The sequence below is a fragment of the uncultured Tateyamaria sp. genome (assembly GCF_947503385.1).
GTDB lineage: Bacteria > Pseudomonadota > Alphaproteobacteria > Rhodobacterales > Rhodobacteraceae > Tateyamaria.
This window is the reverse complement of record NZ_CANNDO010000002.1, coordinates 60,569-77,032: the sequence shown is the minus strand read 5'-3', so window position 1 is coordinate 77,032 and position 16,464 is coordinate 60,569. Positions and strand designations below refer to the sequence as shown.

Annotated in this window: 18 protein-coding genes and 2 tRNA genes; 10 read left to right on the top strand and 10 right to left on the bottom strand. The window is 60.7% G+C overall.

Annotation, left to right across the window (positions count from 1 at the left end; all coding sequences use genetic code 11):
- Nucleotides 1-70: 70 nt before the first annotated feature.
- Together Q1A85_RS06230 and Q1A85_RS06225 are read left to right on the top strand one after the other, a co-directional pair.
- Nucleotides 71-1,099 (top strand): aldo/keto reductase, encoded by a 1,029-nt coding sequence (locus Q1A85_RS06230; protein ID WP_299686499.1) that lies wholly within the window; start codon nt 71-73, stop codon nt 1,097-1,099.
- Nucleotides 1,096-1,953, top strand: a complete 858-nt coding sequence (locus Q1A85_RS06225; protein ID WP_299686497.1) for an amidohydrolase family protein — start codon at nt 1,096-1,098, stop codon at nt 1,951-1,953. Before Q1A85_RS06230 ends, Q1A85_RS06225 begins: the two co-directional genes overlap by 4 nt.
- On the opposite strand, the gene Q1A85_RS06220 is transcribed toward Q1A85_RS06225, so the two are convergent.
- Nucleotides 1,923-2,762 carry a PfkB family carbohydrate kinase gene (locus tag Q1A85_RS06220; protein WP_299686495.1) on the bottom strand — a complete coding sequence of 280 codons (840 nt, stop codon included), beginning with the start codon at nt 2,760-2,762 and terminating at the stop codon, nt 1,923-1,925. The two genes, Q1A85_RS06225 and Q1A85_RS06220, sit on opposite strands and share 31 nt — an antisense overlap.
- On the bottom strand, nt 2,759-3,748 hold the full coding sequence (locus Q1A85_RS06215) for a sugar phosphate isomerase/epimerase family protein (protein WP_299686493.1): 990 nt from the start codon (nt 3,746-3,748) through the stop codon (nt 2,759-2,761). The genes Q1A85_RS06220 and Q1A85_RS06215 overlap by 4 nt, the downstream gene beginning before the upstream one ends.
- A gap of 594 nt (nt 3,749-4,342) precedes the next feature.
- Between Q1A85_RS06215 and Q1A85_RS06210 the strand changes: the two genes are divergently transcribed.
- Nucleotides 4,343-5,398, top strand: a complete 1,056-nt coding sequence (locus Q1A85_RS06210) for a Hint domain-containing protein (protein WP_299686491.1) — start codon at nt 4,343-4,345, stop codon at nt 5,396-5,398.
- Nucleotides 5,399-5,984: 586 nt separating this feature from the next.
- Here Q1A85_RS06210 and Q1A85_RS06205 read toward each other — a convergent pair.
- Both Q1A85_RS06205 and Q1A85_RS06200 read right to left on the bottom strand, forming a co-directional pair.
- Nucleotides 5,985-6,059, bottom strand: a tRNA-Asn gene (locus Q1A85_RS06205).
- A gap of 80 nt (nt 6,060-6,139) precedes the next feature.
- The gene (locus tag Q1A85_RS06200) at nt 6,140-7,051 is read right to left on the bottom strand and encodes an MBL fold metallo-hydrolase (protein WP_299686489.1); all 912 of its coding nucleotides are present in this window, start codon (nt 7,049-7,051) and stop codon (nt 6,140-6,142) included.
- Nucleotides 7,052-7,096: 45 nt separating this feature from the next.
- Between Q1A85_RS06200 and Q1A85_RS06195 the strand changes: the two genes are divergently transcribed.
- The gene (locus Q1A85_RS06195) at nt 7,097-8,416 is read left to right on the top strand and encodes an ATP-binding protein (RefSeq protein WP_299686487.1); all 1,320 of its coding nucleotides are present in this window, start codon (nt 7,097-7,099) and stop codon (nt 8,414-8,416) included.
- An 86-nt stretch (nt 8,417-8,502) separates the two neighbouring features.
- Entirely contained in the window at nt 8,503-8,949 is a 447-nt protein-coding gene (locus tag Q1A85_RS06190) for a DUF4442 domain-containing protein (protein ID WP_299686485.1), read from the top strand.
- 14 nt (nt 8,950-8,963) lie between these two features.
- Here the strand turns inward: Q1A85_RS06190 and Q1A85_RS06185 are convergent, their stop codons facing one another.
- Both Q1A85_RS06185 and Q1A85_RS06180 read right to left on the bottom strand, forming a co-directional pair.
- Complete coding sequence (locus tag Q1A85_RS06185; protein WP_299686483.1) at nt 8,964-9,743, bottom strand: hypothetical protein; 780 nt, start codon at nt 9,741-9,743, stop codon at nt 8,964-8,966.
- A gap of 54 nt (nt 9,744-9,797) precedes the next feature.
- Nucleotides 9,798-9,874 (bottom strand) — tRNA-Ile (locus Q1A85_RS06180).
- 122 nt (nt 9,875-9,996) lie between these two features.
- Between Q1A85_RS06180 and Q1A85_RS06175 the strand changes: the two genes are divergently transcribed.
- The 4 genes from Q1A85_RS06175 (at nt 9,997) to rnd (ending at nt 13,378) form a co-directional block, all read left to right on the top strand.
- A complete protein-coding gene (locus tag Q1A85_RS06175) occupies nt 9,997-10,437 on the top strand; it encodes an ABZJ_00895 family protein (protein WP_299686481.1) in 441 nt (146 codons plus the stop codon).
- 65 nt (nt 10,438-10,502) lie between these two features.
- Nucleotides 10,503-11,552: a phosphoribosylformylglycinamidine cyclo-ligase gene (gene purM, locus Q1A85_RS06170; RefSeq protein WP_299686479.1), complete on the top strand. Its 1,050-nt coding sequence runs from the start codon at nt 10,503-10,505 to the stop codon at nt 11,550-11,552.
- Entirely contained in the window at nt 11,549-12,139 is a 591-nt protein-coding gene (gene purN, locus Q1A85_RS06165; protein WP_299686477.1) for a phosphoribosylglycinamide formyltransferase, read from the top strand. The genes purM and purN overlap by 4 nt, the downstream gene beginning before the upstream one ends.
- A 75-nt stretch (nt 12,140-12,214) precedes the next feature.
- A complete protein-coding gene (rnd, locus tag Q1A85_RS06160) occupies nt 12,215-13,378 on the top strand; it encodes a ribonuclease D (protein ID WP_299686475.1) in 1,164 nt (387 codons plus the stop codon).
- 9 nt (nt 13,379-13,387) lie between these two features.
- Here the strand turns inward: rnd and Q1A85_RS06155 are convergent, their stop codons facing one another.
- A complete protein-coding gene (locus tag Q1A85_RS06155) occupies nt 13,388-13,918 on the bottom strand; it encodes a hypothetical protein (RefSeq protein ID WP_299686473.1) in 531 nt (176 codons plus the stop codon).
- A gap of 136 nt (nt 13,919-14,054) precedes the next feature.
- Between Q1A85_RS06155 and Q1A85_RS06150 the strand changes: the two genes are divergently transcribed.
- Nucleotides 14,055-14,462, top strand: coding sequence for a SufE family protein (locus Q1A85_RS06150; protein ID WP_299688529.1), 408 nt, complete (start codon nt 14,055-14,057; stop codon nt 14,460-14,462).
- 99 nt (nt 14,463-14,561) lie between these two features.
- On the opposite strand, the gene Q1A85_RS06145 is transcribed toward Q1A85_RS06150, so the two are convergent.
- Genes Q1A85_RS06145 through Q1A85_RS06135 form a run of 3 tightly spaced genes read right to left on the bottom strand, consistent with a single transcriptional unit; the run spans nt 14,562 to nt 16,431 of the window.
- A complete protein-coding gene (locus tag Q1A85_RS06145; protein WP_299686472.1) occupies nt 14,562-15,197 on the bottom strand; it encodes a DUF1638 domain-containing protein in 636 nt (211 codons plus the stop codon).
- On the bottom strand, nt 15,194-15,733 hold the full coding sequence (locus tag Q1A85_RS06140; RefSeq protein WP_299686470.1) for a GNAT family N-acetyltransferase: 540 nt from the start codon (nt 15,731-15,733) through the stop codon (nt 15,194-15,196). Before Q1A85_RS06140 ends, Q1A85_RS06145 begins: the two co-directional genes overlap by 4 nt.
- Nucleotides 15,733-16,431 carry a B12-binding domain-containing protein gene (locus tag Q1A85_RS06135; RefSeq protein WP_299686468.1) on the bottom strand — a complete coding sequence of 233 codons (699 nt, stop codon included), beginning with the start codon at nt 16,429-16,431 and terminating at the stop codon, nt 15,733-15,735. Before Q1A85_RS06135 ends, Q1A85_RS06140 begins: the two co-directional genes overlap by 1 nt.
- Nucleotides 16,432-16,464 lie beyond the last annotated feature (33 nt).

Sequence of the window (16,464 nt, the reverse complement as noted above, 5' to 3'; positions counted from 1 at the left end):
AGGAACGCCGGGCTGTTCAGGCAAAAAGAAACTGCGCTAAGGTCAAAGCTGACGCATCGGGGAGACGGCCATGGATTTGAAAACACGACACTGGGACCGGATTGGCAATGGTGGGCTGACATTCACCGAACTGGGCTTTGGCACAGCACCATTGGGCAACCTCTACCGTGCGATCAGCGATGCGGACGCACGCGCAACCCTTGATGCGGCTTGGGACAAGGGGGTGCGTTACTACGATACCGCGCCTCTGTACGGGTTGGGTCTGTCCGAAACCCGCCTCAACCCGTTTTTGCGCGATAAGCCCCGCGATGATTACGTGCTGTCGACCAAGGTCGGGCGGTTGATCCAGCACTGCGCACCCGAACACCGGTCGGGCGAAGGCAAGTGGTTCGAGGTGCCGCAGCGGCGCGAGCAGTATGACTACACCTATGACGGTGTCATGCGGTCGTTCGAACATTCGTTTTCACGGCTGGGCGTGGACCGGATCGACATCCTCTATGTCCATGATCTGTGCATCTTTTCGCACGGGTCCAAGGAAATGTCGGACATGCGGATCGAGGAGTTTTTTGGCGGGCGCGGCTATGACGCGATGGTGTCCCTGCGCGATCAGGGGCTGATCACGGCCATTGGTGGCGGGATTAACGAATGGGAAGTGTGCCAGACGCTGGCCGAGCGGGGAGATTTTGACCTGTTCCTGCTGGCAGGGCGCTACACGCTGCTGGAGCAGACCGCGCTCGACAGCTTTTTGCCGCTTTGTGAGGCGCGTGGCATCGGGATTGTGGGCGGCGGGCCTTACAATTCGGGCATTCTGGCCACCGGCGCGCGGCAGGGGGCGTGGTACAATTACGACGTGGCCCCGCAAGAGGTGCTGGACCGGGTGAGCGCGATTGAGCGCGTTTGTGACGCGCATGGCGTGCGGTTGGTGGACGCGGCGTTCCAGTTCCCGCTGCTGCACCCGGCGCATGTGACGGTGATCCCCGGCGGTCAAGGCGTGTCAGAGATGGAGGGTAACGCCGCCGCAGCCCGTGCCAAAATTCCTCAAGGCTTGTGGTCGGACCTCAAATCCGAAGGGTTGATGCGGCAGGACGCGCCCACATGAAAATCGATGCGCACCAGCATTTCTGGCAGCCCGCGCGGGGCGACTATGACTGGATGCCCAAGGACAATGCGACGCTGAACCGAGTCTACGGGCCCGGTGATCTGGCGCCGCATCTGGCGCGCCACGGGATTGACGGCACCGTCTTGGTGCAGGCCGCAGCAAGCGTTCACGAGACGGAGTATATGCTGGGCCTCGCGGATGCGACGCCGTCCATCAAGGGCGTTGTGGGATGGGTGGATTTCGAAGACAAAAACCACCGCGCGCATCTGGACCGCCTTGCCGCGCATCCGAAATTCTGCGGCGTGCGGCCCATGATACAGGACATTCCGGACGTCAATTGGATGCTGCGCGACGACGTGCAATGGGCCTATTCGGCGCTCATTGATCTGGACCTCAGCTTTGATGCGCTGGGGTTCCCCCAGCATATCGCGAATTTTCTGACACTGGCGCAGCGCTATCCCGAGCTGCGCATTGTCTATGACCATTGCATGAAGCCGCAAATCCGCGATCAGCAGGCGGGTGAGGATGCGTTCACCAATTGGGCGGCAGGCATCACGGCGCTGGCAGAGCAAACGGCGGGCTGCGTCAAGTTTTCCGCCTTGGTCACGGAGGCGGATGACGGCTGGGCTGTCGCCGATATCCGCCCCTTTGCCCGCCATGTCCTCGACGCATTTGGCGCGGAGCGGGTGATGTGGGGGTCGGACTGGCCCGTGTGTCGGTTGCAGGCGGACTACGCGGATTGGCACAACATGGCGCAGGCGCTGACCGAACACCTGTCCGATGCGGAACGGGCCATGATCTTTGGCGGGACAGCGACCGCGTTTTACCGGCTGGGCGAACCTGCCATGAACTGACGAACGCGGGCCGCCGTCAGCGCATTGCGCCCGTCGACACGGGTCGACACGTGCAAGCCCGCAGCGGCCTGAGCAAAGGCGATGGCCTCCGGTATTGGCGTGCCACGGGCCGATTGGGCCGCCAGCGCGCCCACGAACATATCGCCTGCGCCATGGGCCGAAACGACGTCTACGGGGTGCGCCGGATAGGTGTTGTCGCCGTATGCCACGCCATCGGCCCCCAAGGTCGTCAGGATACGCGGCATGAAAGAGCCGTAGAACGCGGCCTCGATCCGGTTCACGATCAACAGGTCGACCATGTCCATCAGTTCGGGCGATAGCGTCCGGGCAGGTGCCGCGTTCAGCCAGACACGAGCCCCTGATGCGCGGGCCTGCCGCGCCACGGCGACGTTCACGGCCTCCGGCACTTCGTTCTGGAGCAGCAGATGCGTCGTGCCTGCGGGAATGCGGATCAGGTCCGGTTCGATCCGCAGATTGGCTGCCGACACGATGACCGCCCCGTATTCGCCGCCGTCCTCAACGATGGCAGCGCTCATGCCGCTGGCCCCGCTGTCTTGTTGCACCTGCGCATCCGACACACCGCTTGCCACAAGCGCCGCGCGTATCATGCCACCGAACTGGTCGCTGCCAACGCGCCCGGCAAATCCGACACGCGCCCCCATCCGCGCCGCCGCCATCGCCTGATTGCCCCCTTTGCCGCCAACCACATATTGCACATCGGATCCGGTCACGGTCTCATCCAGCGCGGGCAGGTGCGGCGCGCGCAGCACCACGTCAAGGTGCAGCGAACCTGCGACCAAAATGGTCATCCCAGCATCGCCGCCTGTACGATGCGCATGGCCGCGGGTGCGTCCTGCCGCGAGATGGCATGTTCCAGATAAGGGTTGCCGACAAGGCGTGCAGCAATGGCGCGCAGACGATCCACCACCTGAATATTCGTTTCCGCCTCGGCCACGGGATCAAGGCCGGAATGGTCGGGAAACGTATCGAAATAGATCGCTCCGTCGTAGCCCGAGCGCGTCAGTTCCACCAACAGTTCAACCGTCTGGATCGGATGCACTGCGCCCACCATCAACCCGTTGTCCCATTTGCCGTAGCCGTCGTTCAGATGCACCCCAAGGATGCGCGAATGCCGCGCAATCAGAGCCGCGGCAAAGGCGGGCATTTCATCCGCATACAGAACATGCGCAAAATCCAGCGTCACACCCGTATTGGGCCGGTTTACCTCGCGCAGGGCAAGCAGCGTGGTGGCCGCATCCGGCATCAGGGCAAAGGCGCGGGGTTCATTGGGTTTGTATTCAAGGGCGATGTCGATTTCGGGATTGTGGTCCGCGACTTCGGCCATTGCATCCAGCGTGGCATCCCATGCCTGACCGTAGTCCATCTGGAACGAGTAATCGAACCCGTCCTGCCCCATCCAGAGGGTCATCAGGCGACCACCCATTTGGGCCAGCACATCCAGCCCCCGCTTGGTCTCGTCAATGGCGCCGCGCCGCACGGTTGCATCCGGGTGCGTGAATGCACCGAGTTTGTAGCCGGGATTGGTGTAGTATCGCATCGCCATCCCGTTGAGCACCATGCCATTGTCCTGCAACGCCTGTTGTAGCTCTGCCGGAGTGTCGTCGACAAAATGGTCCGGGTAGTTCAGGTCCGCTGCGGTCAGACCGGCTGTCGCCGCGCGGCCCAGCAGATCAGCGGTTGTGACAGTGTTCTTGCCTGGCCAATAGGCGGCCGCCCCGATCTTGAACGCATTGAGCCGGGCGGCATAAGGGGGCGGAGTGTCATTGGATGTCATGGCCACAACGTTACGCTTTCAGTTTCGTGATGCCTAGCGTGGGTGTTGCTGATACCGGCGCTCTGTTCGCTCTGCCCGCGCCCGCGACACAGGTCATGCCGTCATGAGGGAATTGGCTGTGGCGATTGGTTTGACGACGTTGGTTGGATGCAAAGATGGTGCCAAAGTTCAGAAATGAATGTCAGCTTAGAGATAATTGCAACCTATTAAGCGTCAGTGTTTGCCTGACCTGTTGCCCCCAATTGTAACCCGCCAAAAACCGCCTTGTATTTTAGGCGGTCCTTTGGATTGCTATATCTATGCTTTTTTGCGCTTAAACGCCAAAAACAGCCGCTGCAATCAGCCCCATACAGATCAATGATCTGTGGCGGTGGGGCGCACGCCAGTCGGCCCCAACAGCCCTTTTCCGATGCCGGGTACAATTCGGATTTCCATAAAACTCTGCCCGGAACCCTGCGGCGTCGGGCACCCGGCGGGCGACAATCATTGGACCTAAACTCGATCTTCACGCTTGGCCTCTACGCCAAAGCACGCATCACATGCGTTGGTGTAATTGGTATTAGGGGTAGATTAATGACAGACTATACACTGCTTGTGTTCTCGTGGAACGATATATTTCCGGGCGTTCCGCAGACGGGCACGTCGAGTACGCCGGTCGGGGAAACCTTCACCTTTAACGGTGGCGGTGATTTGGTCACCTACCGCGACACCGACACATTTAGCGGTCAATTTGGCGACCACGGCAACACGAACAACCGGATTTTCGGGGAAATCGACGGTGTCAATGTCGACGAAACGTGGGTCAACCCGGAATACGCGTACAACATAAAGGATTCCAACGGCGTCACTGTTGGAAAAATGTACGCCATTACCAAAAACAACTCTGATCTTGCGGATATCGAAGCCTTCGTCTTCGATTTTGAACCCATCAAGGGAGAGACCTATACCCTTGCTTCCACCGACGGAACGCCACAGGCACAATACGAAGATCTCTATGTGTGCTTTGCCGCCGGGACGCTGATCAACACCTGCCAAGGGGCACGCGCGGCGGCGGATATCAGGCCGGGTGACAAGGTTCAAACCCGTGAAAACGGTCTGCAAGAGGTGGTGTGGGTTGGATCGCGGACGATGCACTACCAGCATCTCGCCCTCCACCCTCAGTCCCGACCGATCCTGATCGCGGCAGGCGCTTTGGGTGCGGGTACACCCGTCCATGCGCTCGTCGTCTCGCCTCAGCACCGTGTGCTTGTGTCTTCGAAGATCGTGGAGCGCATGACCGGACAATCTGAAATCATGGTCCCGGCCAAGAAGCTGCTCGGCATCCCGGGCGTCGAACACTACCTCCCCGACGCCGGTGTGACTTACGTTCATATCTTGTGCAGGACCCATGAATTGGTGGTCGCGAACGGCACTTTTGTCGAGACCATGTATCTGGGCGACGAATCTCTCAATATGCTCAGTCAGAAGGATCGTGCGGAAATTGCGGCATTGCACCCAGGCATCGCCGATCAGATGACGCTGCACCCGACGGCGCAAGCTGGCCAGACATTTCGCGGCAAGATCAACAAACTTGTTCATCGCCACGGGTCAAAGAACCGGAACATGGTGCAGGACAGCGCGTCGCACGCAGCCGCCCGCCCGCATTTGTAAGCTGGGTTTCACCTTCCGGGGCGATGCTCTTGGGCGACACACATCTTTCGTCTGACCGCTAAGTCGTCCCGGTCTGCGTTACGCCCGTGCTCTGCCTGCGCCAACGGTGATAACCGGTTTTCTGGGTTGGAGTTTTTGGAACTCATGTGGTGCCGCTTTGCAGCGTCCACGCGAATGCGCGACGGATCGGTTGGGTTAGGGCGGCAAAGCATCTTCCGCCCTCATGTGATCTTTGGCCGCATCTCAGACCTCGACACGCGCCCCGGTATAGAAAGTCCCGATACTGAGTGCGCAGCAGATATGCGCACGAGATTTTCCAACCTTTGATATCTGTGCTGGCTTCACTACCGCTCCAGAGCAGGTATGCCCGGTTCGGACAGTTTGGAGAGCGCGGACACCCGTGCTGCCGGTTCAGTTGACTGAACCAACACACATGCACCGGCGGACCGAATCCATGACCGATAATCACGAGACCAAACGCAAGCCACGCCGGATTGTGCGTTACCCGGACTGATATCCAACGTGTTTCCCAACGCCGCAGACAAGGCGTTGATTGACAGGTAAGGCGTTGATAAATTAGGTGTTTTGGCTCCGGCGGTAGGGATCGAACCTACGACCAATTGATTAACAGTCAACTGCTCTACCGCTGAGCTACGCCGGAACGGTTTGCGCCGTATAGCAACAGCGATTCCGCGCGTCCAGAGGGTTTGGGGCAGGGATATGGAAAAATTTTCCGGGCGATTACACCAGCGAAAACGTGGTGTCGTTGCCCAAGTCGCCCGTGGGTGCGACGCGCGATTTTCCCGTCAGGTCGATCAAATGCGCCAGCACATTTCGGGTTGCGGCGGGCAGCAGCGCTGGCGGCGTATCCGTGTAGATGGCTTGCGCCAGCGCTGACGCCGTTGCCGGACCTGCGGCAAGCGCTGTCAGGATTGCAGCCTCCCGCGCGCGGCGGTGTTCGATCAGCCAGGTCAACCGGGCGTTAGGGTCATGGATCGGTGCGCCGTGGCCGGGGTAAAACACGCGCCAGTCATGGCCCGCCAACCGTGCGCAGGACGCCATGAAATCCGTCAGATCACCGTCTGGGGGCGACACCAGCGACGACGCCCAACCCATCACATGATCGGCTGTAAGGCAGGCGTCACCCCAACGCAGACAGATGTGATTGCCCAGATGTCCGGGCGTATGGATCACCTCCAATGCCCAATCACGGCCCCGTATCGTTTCACCGTCTGCGACTGCCTTGTCCGGTGCGAATTCCGCATCAATGCCTTCGCCACCCGCGCCATAGCCGGTCGCGGCCAGCGCCTGCATCACTGCGCTGCGTCCGGCCCGTGCATCCCCGAACGCATAGACGGGTGCCCCGGTCGCATTGGACAGGTCGCGCGCCAGCGGAGAGTGATCCAGATGGCTGTGCGTCACGAAGATGTGGGAAATTTTCTGACCCGCTGCGACAGCGGACATGATTACGTCCATATGCGCTTTATCGCGCGGGCCGGGATCAATCACCGCCAGATCAGACGTGCCCAGCACATAGGTGTTCGTCCCGCGATAGGTCATAGGCGAAGGGTTGGGCGCCACGATCCGACGCAGCCCCGGTTCAAGCATTTCGGCCATGCCGATCGCAGGATCGAAATCGTCAGGTGGGGTCACGGCCAAGCCTTTCGTCCGGGTTCAAGCGTCGCTAGGGTCTAGCGCATGTTCTTTGCTTGGCTCAAACGCTATATGCCGCGCGGCATCTATGGACGGGCGGCGCTGATCCTTTTGCTGCCCGTGGTGGTGGTGCAGGTGGTGGTCGCCATTGTCTTTGTGCAGCGCCATTTCGAAGACGTGACCGAGCAGATGTCCGACACGGTCGCGCGCGAGATCGAACTGGTGCTTTCGGCGCTTGAGATGCGCGCGCCGGGCGAGAGCGTCGAAGACGCGGTGGCCCGCCTGATCGCGCCGCTGAACATGGTGGTGCGCAGCGTCGCCCCCGAAGCGCTGGATGCCCCGAACTTGCGCGGCTGGGAGGATTTCTCGGGCCGTGTGATCATCCGCAGGTTGGGAACGCAAGTGCCCGAGATCAGGTCCTTTGACCTGTCGGCGGACAAGATCGTGCGGATCGCGCTGGACAGTGATGCAGGGCCAATTTCGATCACCTTTGACCGGCGGCGCATTTCGGCGCGCAATCCGCATCAATTGTTGGTCTACCTCGGCTTTTTTTCGATCCTGACGACGCTTATCGCCTTTATCTATCTGCGCAATCAGCTGCGCCCGATCAAGCGGCTGGCCCGTGCGGCAGAAGCGTTTGGGCGTGGGCGTCATATGCCATACTCGCCCACGGGTGCGACCGAAGTGCGCGCTGCGGGCACCGCCTTTGTGGATATGCGAGCGCGGATCGAGCGGCAGATGGAAACGCGGACCTTGATGTTGTCGGGGGTCAGCCATGATCTGCGCACGCCGCTGACCCGGATGCGCCTCAGCCTGTCGATGCTGGATGACGAGGCGCGCAAGATGATCACGCCTGAGGTGGACGACATGCAGAACATGATCGACGCCTTTCTCGATTTCTCCAAGGGGGAGGGCGAGGGGCAGCCCGAAGTGGTGGACCCGATCGCGCTGGCGCAGTCACTGGTGGAGGACGCACAGCGTGTGGGTCAGCCTGTGCGCATGGCACGCACCAAGGGTGCGGGCGAGGTGATGTTGCGGCCTGTCGCGATGCGCCGGGCGCTCAGCAATCTGATCAGCAACGGCATTCGCTACGGTTCTAATGTGGAGCTTTCGGTGGCATTGACGGAAAAATCCCTGCGGTTCCGGGTCGAGGATGATGGGCCCGGAATCCCGGAAGATCAGCGCGCGGATGCGCAGCGCCCCTTTACCCGGCTTGACCCGGCGCGCAATCAGGACAAAGGCGGCGGCGTCGGTCTGGGCCTTGCCATCGCCACGGACATCGCGCGCGGGCATGGCGGTGTGTTGCGTCTGGGCCAGAGCGAGCGGTTGGGCGGTTTGCGCGCGGACATTGTGATCGCGCGTTGAGCATGTGCCGTGGCGGCACGCTTGCCATTGTAAGGCGCACCATGGCTTGATCCGTCGCGACATCTCCCGACGAAAGGCCCCGCGCGATGAACCCCTATGACATGATCCGGACACATCTGAGCACGGTCATCCCCTTTGCCAATCATGTGGGGGTGGTGCTGGGCGATATTGCCGACGGCACGGCGACCGCGACGCTGGACCAAAGGACAGAGACGTCGAACCACATCCAGACCCAGCACGCCGGCGCGATGTTCACCTTGGGTGAGGCCGCATCAGGCGCGGCCCTTGCCGGTGCGCTTGCGCCCGTGATCCTCGAAGTGCGGCCCGTAGCGTCGGGGGCGACGATCTATTACGTGAAAATCGCCAAAGGCACGCTAACCGCACATGCACGCACCGACGCACCCGGTGCCACGCTGCTTCAGACGCTCAAGGACGAGGGCAAGGTCGCCTTTGACATTGATGTGGACATCCGTGACGGCGACGGCGACACCGTGGTGACCATGAAAGTCGGCTGGCACGTGCGCAAAGCGTAAAGGGGCGTTTGCCGTCAGCGCGGCTTTTCCCAGACCAGAACCTGCCGCAGTTTCGCAACCCGCTTGGCGATAGAGCGGCGCAGCTTCCCACGCTTTGGGTTCGAGATATCGACACCGCGCCAGTCGTGGTAATCCGTCCGAATGAGGCTGTGATAGGCCTTGTCCATTCCTTTTGGGGCAAAGGGCAGGTTCATATCATGGGTCTGCACGTCTGACGCATCAAACCCGTTGCGCAGCATGTGATAATCCAGCACCGCTTCGGCCACGAGAACGCGGTTCTCGGCGATGAACGACGGCAGGCTGTCTAAGCTGTTGAAATAGACGCGCATCACCTCAGGCTTGGAAAACCCGAACTGATCGTTTTGCGTCAACGTCACCACAGCCTTTCCATCGTTCGGAATATGCAACTGGTTCATATCCAGTGCTTCGAAATCGAACCGCCGGTTCAGTGCGTAATCCGTCCGGGCGCGGATCACCACGTCATATTCATCAAACTCAAACTTGTTGCACAGCGCGAACCCTTGAAACATGGCAATCACGTTCTCGGATGGGTGAAAAATACTGTGTTCGTGGGTGTAGCGTTCCAGCAGCGCCGCGCGTTCTGCCGCGTAAGGTGCGGGATCGACCATGCGCAGATCATCAAAAGTCCAATCGCCAAAGTCTGGTTTCTGAGGCGCGCGCCAGAATGCGCCAAACACATCCACGTCTTCGTGTTGCAACAGATTGCGGTCGAAATAGTCAAAGGATTCCCTGCAAGCACGGGGTTGGCCACAAAACACAAGCGCGATTTTCATGAAAGCCCCTTTGTGCCGTCCCACCGGGGACGGCGGGGGAATTTGAGTTTGTTATGGTAGGCCCGGCAGGACTTGAACCCGCAACCAAAGCGTTATGAGCGCTCTGCTCTAACCAATTGAGCTACAGGCCCGCCATGTGGGCATGGGTAGGCGGCAGCGCGATAAGGGTCAAGAGGGCGAGAGCGGTTTGCAACGCGCATTCTGTGCGGTAGGGCTTGGGACGTTGATGCCATACCAAGGACAGGCCACCCCGATGACCGATTTCGCCCTTTTGGGCCGCTACGCCGTTGCAACCGCCGCCGCACTTGTCGCGCTCTACCTGTTGAACATCGTGTTGCTGATGGTTGCGGATTACACACTGAATTCCGGTGTTGCGGCGGTCACGGCGGCTGTGCCCGCGCTCTATATCGGCGCATATCATGCAAAGACGACCGGAACAGCGCTGGCCAGCGGACGGATGTGGAAACTGGCTGTGCTGGGCATATTGCTCAACGTGGCGGTCGGCTTTGGTCTGTTTGCCCTTGCGGGGGTGCTGACGGGCGTGTCGATCCTGTCGATGATCTCTGCGTTCAATCCGGCGGTGTTCGGGGCGATTATGGTGGGGGTCATTGTCATCTACGTCTTGATCGCCCGGTTCTTTATGGGACTGGGCCAGCGGCAAGAGCTCAAACGGCAGGAAAAGGCGGCCCGCTAGGCTGCGCACTGGACCCCGCGCGCCCGCCTTGCTACGGGGGCGCAACATTTTACGAGGGGCGCGCAATGACGCAGGATGGCAAGAACGGGCTGACATATGCCCAGGCGGGCGTGGATATCGACGCAGGCAATGCGTTGGTGGAGCGGATCAAACCCGCGGCGGCGCGCACAAAGCGGTCTGGCGTGGCTTCTGCACTTGGGGGATTTGGTGGCCTGTTCGACCTCAAAGCGACCGGGTTCAGCGACCCGGTTCTGGTGGCGGCCACGGACGGCGTCGGGACCAAGCTGCGCATTGCCATCGACACGGGCCATGTGGACGGCGTGGGCATTGATCTGGTGGCTATGTGCGTAAATGACCTTGTGTGTCAGGGTGCCGAACCGCTCTTTTTCCTCGACTATTTTGCCACCGGCAAGCTGGAGGTCGAACAGGCGGCGCGCATTGTCGAAGGCATTGCGGCGGGCTGTGTTGCGTCGGGATGTGCGCTGTTGGGTGGCGAAACGGCAGAGATGCCGGGCATGTACCCGGCGGGAGATTTTGATCTTGCCGGTTTCGCTGTTGGCGCGATGGAGCGCGGCACAGCGCTTCCTGATGGCGTTGCTGCGGACGACGCAATCCTTGGACTGGCCTCGGACGGGGTTCATTCGAACGGGTATTCGCTGGTACGCCGCGTGGTGGAGGCTTCGGGCCTTGATTGGGACGCGGCCTGCCCGTGGGGCGCGGGTACATTAGGCGCGGCGTTGCTGACGCCCACGCGGCTTTACGTCAAAGCCGCACTGGCAGCCATTGCGGCGGGCGGCGTACACGGGTTTGCGCATATCACCGGCGGTGGATTGACCGAAAATCTGCCCCGTGTGTTGCCCGAGGGGCTGGGCGCAGAGATTGACCTGAACAGCTGGACCTTGCCGCCCGTCTTTGGCTGGCTTGCGGCACAAGGCGGCATCGCGGAGGCCGAAATGCTCAAGACGTTCAATGCGGGCATTGGCATGACGGTGGTGGTGGATGCGGCGCAAGAGACCGCAGTGACCGCCGCGCTGGAGGCCGAAGGCCAAAGTGTCATGCGCATCGGCACCGTGACAGCCGGGCAGGGCGTTTCCTATTCCGGGCGGCTTCTTTGACCAAACGGGTCGGCATTTTTGTCTCGGGCGGCGGATCGAACATGCGCGCGCTGGTCAACGATATGACTGGCGATCATCCGGCACGGCCCGCTGTGGTTGTCTCGAACAATGCGGATGCGGGGGGCATCGCGTGGGCGCGCGCGCAAGGCATCGCAACAGAAGTCATCGATCACCGTCCCTATGGCAGGGAACGCGCAAGTTTTGAGACGGCGATTACACAGGCGCTGGCACCACATGCGCTCGACATTATTTGCCTTGCCGGGTTCATGCGGGTGCTGACCGAAGGATTTGTCGCGCCATGGGCAGGCCGGATGCTGAACATCCACCCGTCGCTGCTGCCAAAATACAAGGGGCTGCACACCCATGCCCGCGCGCTGGAAGCAGGAGACACCGAACATGGCTGCACCGTGCATCTGGTCACGCCCGCGCTTGATGATGGTCCTGTGCTTGGTCAGGCGCGTGTGGCCGTTCATCCCGATGACACGCCCGAAACGCTTGCGGCGCGGGTCTTGGTGCAGGAGCACCGTCTCTATCCCGCGGTGCTGCGCCGCTTTGCGGGTAGGAACACCGACCCGCTGATGCTCTAGCCAAGACGGGCGTAAATGGTATAGACCCGTACAACCGATCGGTGCATATCGCCCAAAAACAAGAAGATACCGCAGATGAAGACTCTCACCACCACCGACGAACTTGCTGCATTCTGCACAGAGGCGGCGCGACATGACTACGTCACGGTGGACACGGAATTTCTGCGCGAACGGACCTATTATTCCAAATTGTGCCTGATCCAGCTGGCCATGCCCGGCACCGATGACAGCGGTGCGGTGCTGGTGGATCCGCTCGCGGGCAACATGTCGCTAGAGCCGCTGTATGATCTGTTCCGCGATACATCGGTGGTCAAGGTGTTTCATGCGGCACGGCAGGACCTTGAGATCTTTTATGTGGATGCGCAGGTGCTGCCGGATCCGCTTTTTGACACACAGGTGGCCGCGATGGTCTGCGGTTTTGGTGAACAGGTCGGATATGAGACGCTGGTGCGCAAGATTGCCCGGCAGTCATTGGACAAAACATCGCGGTTCACCGACTGGTCGCGGCGTCCGTTGACGGATGCACAAAAGACCTACGCGCTGGCCGACGTTACGCACCTGCGCCAGATATACGAATTTTTGGCGGCCAAGCTCGAAGAAACGGGGCGCGCGCGCTGGGTCAAAGAGGAACTGACCACGCTGCTGAGCGGTGACACCTACATCGTGCAGCCGGAGAATGCGTGGAAACGGGTCAAGACACGGACGCATTCGCCAAAGTTTCTAGCGCTGGTCAAGGAACTTGCCGCCTTCCGCGAGCGCCACGCGCAGGACCGCAACATCCCCCGCAACCGTGTCTACAAGGACGATGCCCTTGTGGAACTGGCCAGCAACAAGCCCAAATCGCTCGAAGACCTTGGCCGGTCCCGGCTGTTGCTGCGTGAAGCGCGCAAGGGGGACATTGCCGACGGCATTCTGAAGGCGGTGAAGGCCGGGTTGTCGATGTCACCCGATGCGATGCCGCAACCCGACCGCAGCCGCGAAAAGCTACAGGTGAACCCGGCGCTGGCGGATTTGCTGCGCGTGCTGCTCAAGGCAAAGACAGAAAGCGCCGGTGTGGCGGCAAAGCTGATTGCGACCGCGTCCGATCTCGACGCCTTGGCGGCGGGTGAACGCGATATCGCGGCACTGAAGGGGTGGCGGTCAGAAGTGTTTGGCGAGGACGCGCTGCGCCTGTGTGATGGCCGCGTCGCGCTGGCGGCCAAGGGCGAAAGCGTGCGTATCGTCCCGCTGGACGAGTAGATCCGGATTCTAGCGGCGCCGCGACGTCTGGGCGTTGCGCAGGCCTTCAACCCGGATGGTCCGAACCCCGACCAATTGGTTGTCGGTCACACGACGGGCGGCTGTTACCGTGCGCACCCGTTCAGGGCCGCCGACACGCGCGCTGTTTGGCCGGATGACCTCCAGCCGATAGGTCAGCACGCCGTCTTCGGACACTTCGTCCTCATTCGCGGGTTGCAGCCGCACGCCATACGCGCCCTGATAATCCGCCACGCCCGACACCCGGATCACAGCGCCGCCGGGCACGCGTTCGATCACCAGATCACTGACCTGATCAATCGGGCCGCCCGGATATTCGGCGTCATCGGCATTGCGCAGCCCAAAAAGGTTCAGCCGCAACCGCTCGCTTTCCGGGATCAAGGGGTTTTTCTCTTTGGTGTCTTGTGGTGACTGGACGGGCTCGGACTGGCCACGCCCAAACCAGTTAAACGGATTCAGCCGTGTACTGCACGCCCCCAATGTCATGGCAGCGACAAGGATAAGGATGGTTAGCTTGGTCATCGGACTGCTCTGCCCCTGTGGACTTTGATCACGAGTGGTAGCGGATGCGGAGCGCGATGAAAAGCGTCCCTTTGCAGGGCTGGACCTTTGGCGCGCCGCTCCTTACGTGGATTGGCAAGCAGAAGGGGCGGCAAATATGGCAAGTGCGGCATTCGAAGAGATCGTTGAGGATTTCGCGTTTCTGGATGACTGGGAAGACCGGTACAGGTTTGTCATTGACGCAGGCAAGGCAATGGACCCGCTGCCTGACGCGCTGAAGGTGCCTGCGACCAAGGTCGACGGCTGCGCGAGCCAGGTGTGGCTGCATCCGCAGATTGAGGGCGGGGTGTTCCGCTTTGATGGCGAAAGCGACGCGATGATCGTGAACGGGCTGATCGCAGTGCTGCGCAAGCTCTACAACGACTTGCCGGTCGCAGATGTGCTGGATGTGGATGCGCGGGCCGAGATGGAGCGGTTGGGGCTCAACGATCATTTGTCAGCGCAGCGGTCCAACGGGTTGCGGGCAATGATTGAGCGTATTCGCAGTGTCGCCGCCACGGCGTGATCCCACGGACGCGCTGCCGCGCGACGCGATTCATTTTTTGGATGAGGGGCGCTGCCCCTCAAACTCCCCGGGATTTTTGGGGACAGAGACGGGGCAGGATCAGCGTTTTGCCAGTTCCGTGGCGAGATCGCCGTAGCCTGTGAAACGACGTTCGAAGGACAGGCCAAGTGTTTTTGCTGCTGCCTTGGCCTTTTGCGTGAGGGCCGGGTCATCGGTTTGGGCTTGGTAGACAAGTTTTTCATAATTGCCGAAATACATGTCGCGGAGTTCGGGGTGACGGTCGAGGCCCATGGGTTTGATGACAAAAGCCTCAAACTGACGGACGAGGAAATCCGTTAGGTAGAACGTGGTGATTTCACTTTCGCTTTGTCGCGCAAAGCGTTCGTTCCCTTCGAAAAAACTATAGCAATGGGGGCCTGGAACCATCTCAACGCCCATCATGTCGCACGCCGTTTTCAATTGCCCGCCCGTGCCGCAATCGGCGTAGACGACAAAGATGTCGTCATAGGCATCACGGTGGTGCGCAACGGCGGCCTTTACGGCGTCGGTGATCTGATCGGGATAAAGGTGCAGTTTGGCCGGCAGACAGGTCAGGTCCATATGGTCCCAGCCATTGGCGCGTTTGAGATCAAGGATTTCGCGCGCAAGCGCGCCACATGCGATCAGCAGGATGCGGCCCGACCCGCTGATGCGCAGCCCCGCTTCGGTCAGGGTTGTGTCGTCAGGCAGGGTCATTGGCCGCGCCAGACCGAACGCGGCAGAGCATAACACAAATAGCGCGCCGGCCCGTTGCCCAGATCCAGATCCGCTTGGTAGCGCAGGGTGGCGCCCAGTTTTTCCGTCGCCTTTTGAGACCGGATGTTGTCCGTGCCCACGTGCAGCCATGCGGTGTCCAGGCTGACAAAGATATGATCCAGCATCAGCGTCTTCATCTCGTGGTTTGTCGCACCGCCCCAATGCGCGCGTTCGAGAAAGGTGAAACCGATGGAAACCGCGGGCGGCACCTCGTCCGTGACATAGTAGCACGACGTACCGATCACGCGCCCGTCTGTGCGCCGCTCGACCACGAGCGCGGAGCCGCGCGCCAGTTGCGCGTCAAAATACGGGTCGAACACAGCGCGTTCGTGCCGGTTGCGCGCCGGATGCTGTTCCCAGATCAAAGGATCGGACGCCGCCGCAAAAAGCGGATCACGGTCGTCCGTCGTCATCGGGCGCAGATGTAGCGTACGCCCTGTCAGTACCGGTTGCGGATCGAAACCCGCAGGGAACATCAGCCTGCCATCTGGTTGTGTTTGCGCGCTACGAATTCCTTGGCCGTTTCGACCGCAACAGCGGCGTCCCGGCAATAGGCGTCTGCGCCGATGGCTTTGCCAAACTCTTCGTTAAGGGGCGCGCCGCCCACCAGCACGATGTAATCGTCGCGCTTGCCCTGTTCGACCATCGTGTCAATCACGACCTTCATGTAAGGCATGGTGGTGGTCAGCAGGGCCGACATGCCGAGGATGTCAGGCTGTTCTTTTTCCAGTGCCTCAAGATAGTTTTCGACCGGGTTGTTGATGCCCAGATCGACCACTTCGAAACCGGCGCCTTCCATCATCATCGACACAAGGTTTTTGCCAATGTCGTGGATGTCGCCCTTGACCGTGCCGATCACCATCTTGCCCACTCGCGGAGCACCGGTTTCGGCCAGCAGCGGCTTGAGAATGAACATGCCACCCTTCATGGCATTGGCCGCCAACAGCACTTCGGGCACAAAAAGGATGCCATCGCGGAAATCGTGCCCAACGATTGTCATACCGCCCACAAGCGCCTTGGTCAGGATGTCATACGGGGTCCAGCCGCGTTCCAGCAGGATGTTGACGCCCTCTTCGATCTCTTCCTTGAGGCCGTCATAGAGGTCGTCGAACATCTGCTGGACCAGTTCCTCGTCGTCGAGTTCGGACAGGACGATGTCGTCTTCTTCTGACATTTTGCGTTCCTTTGCTGGCGCGCGGGCTAAAAG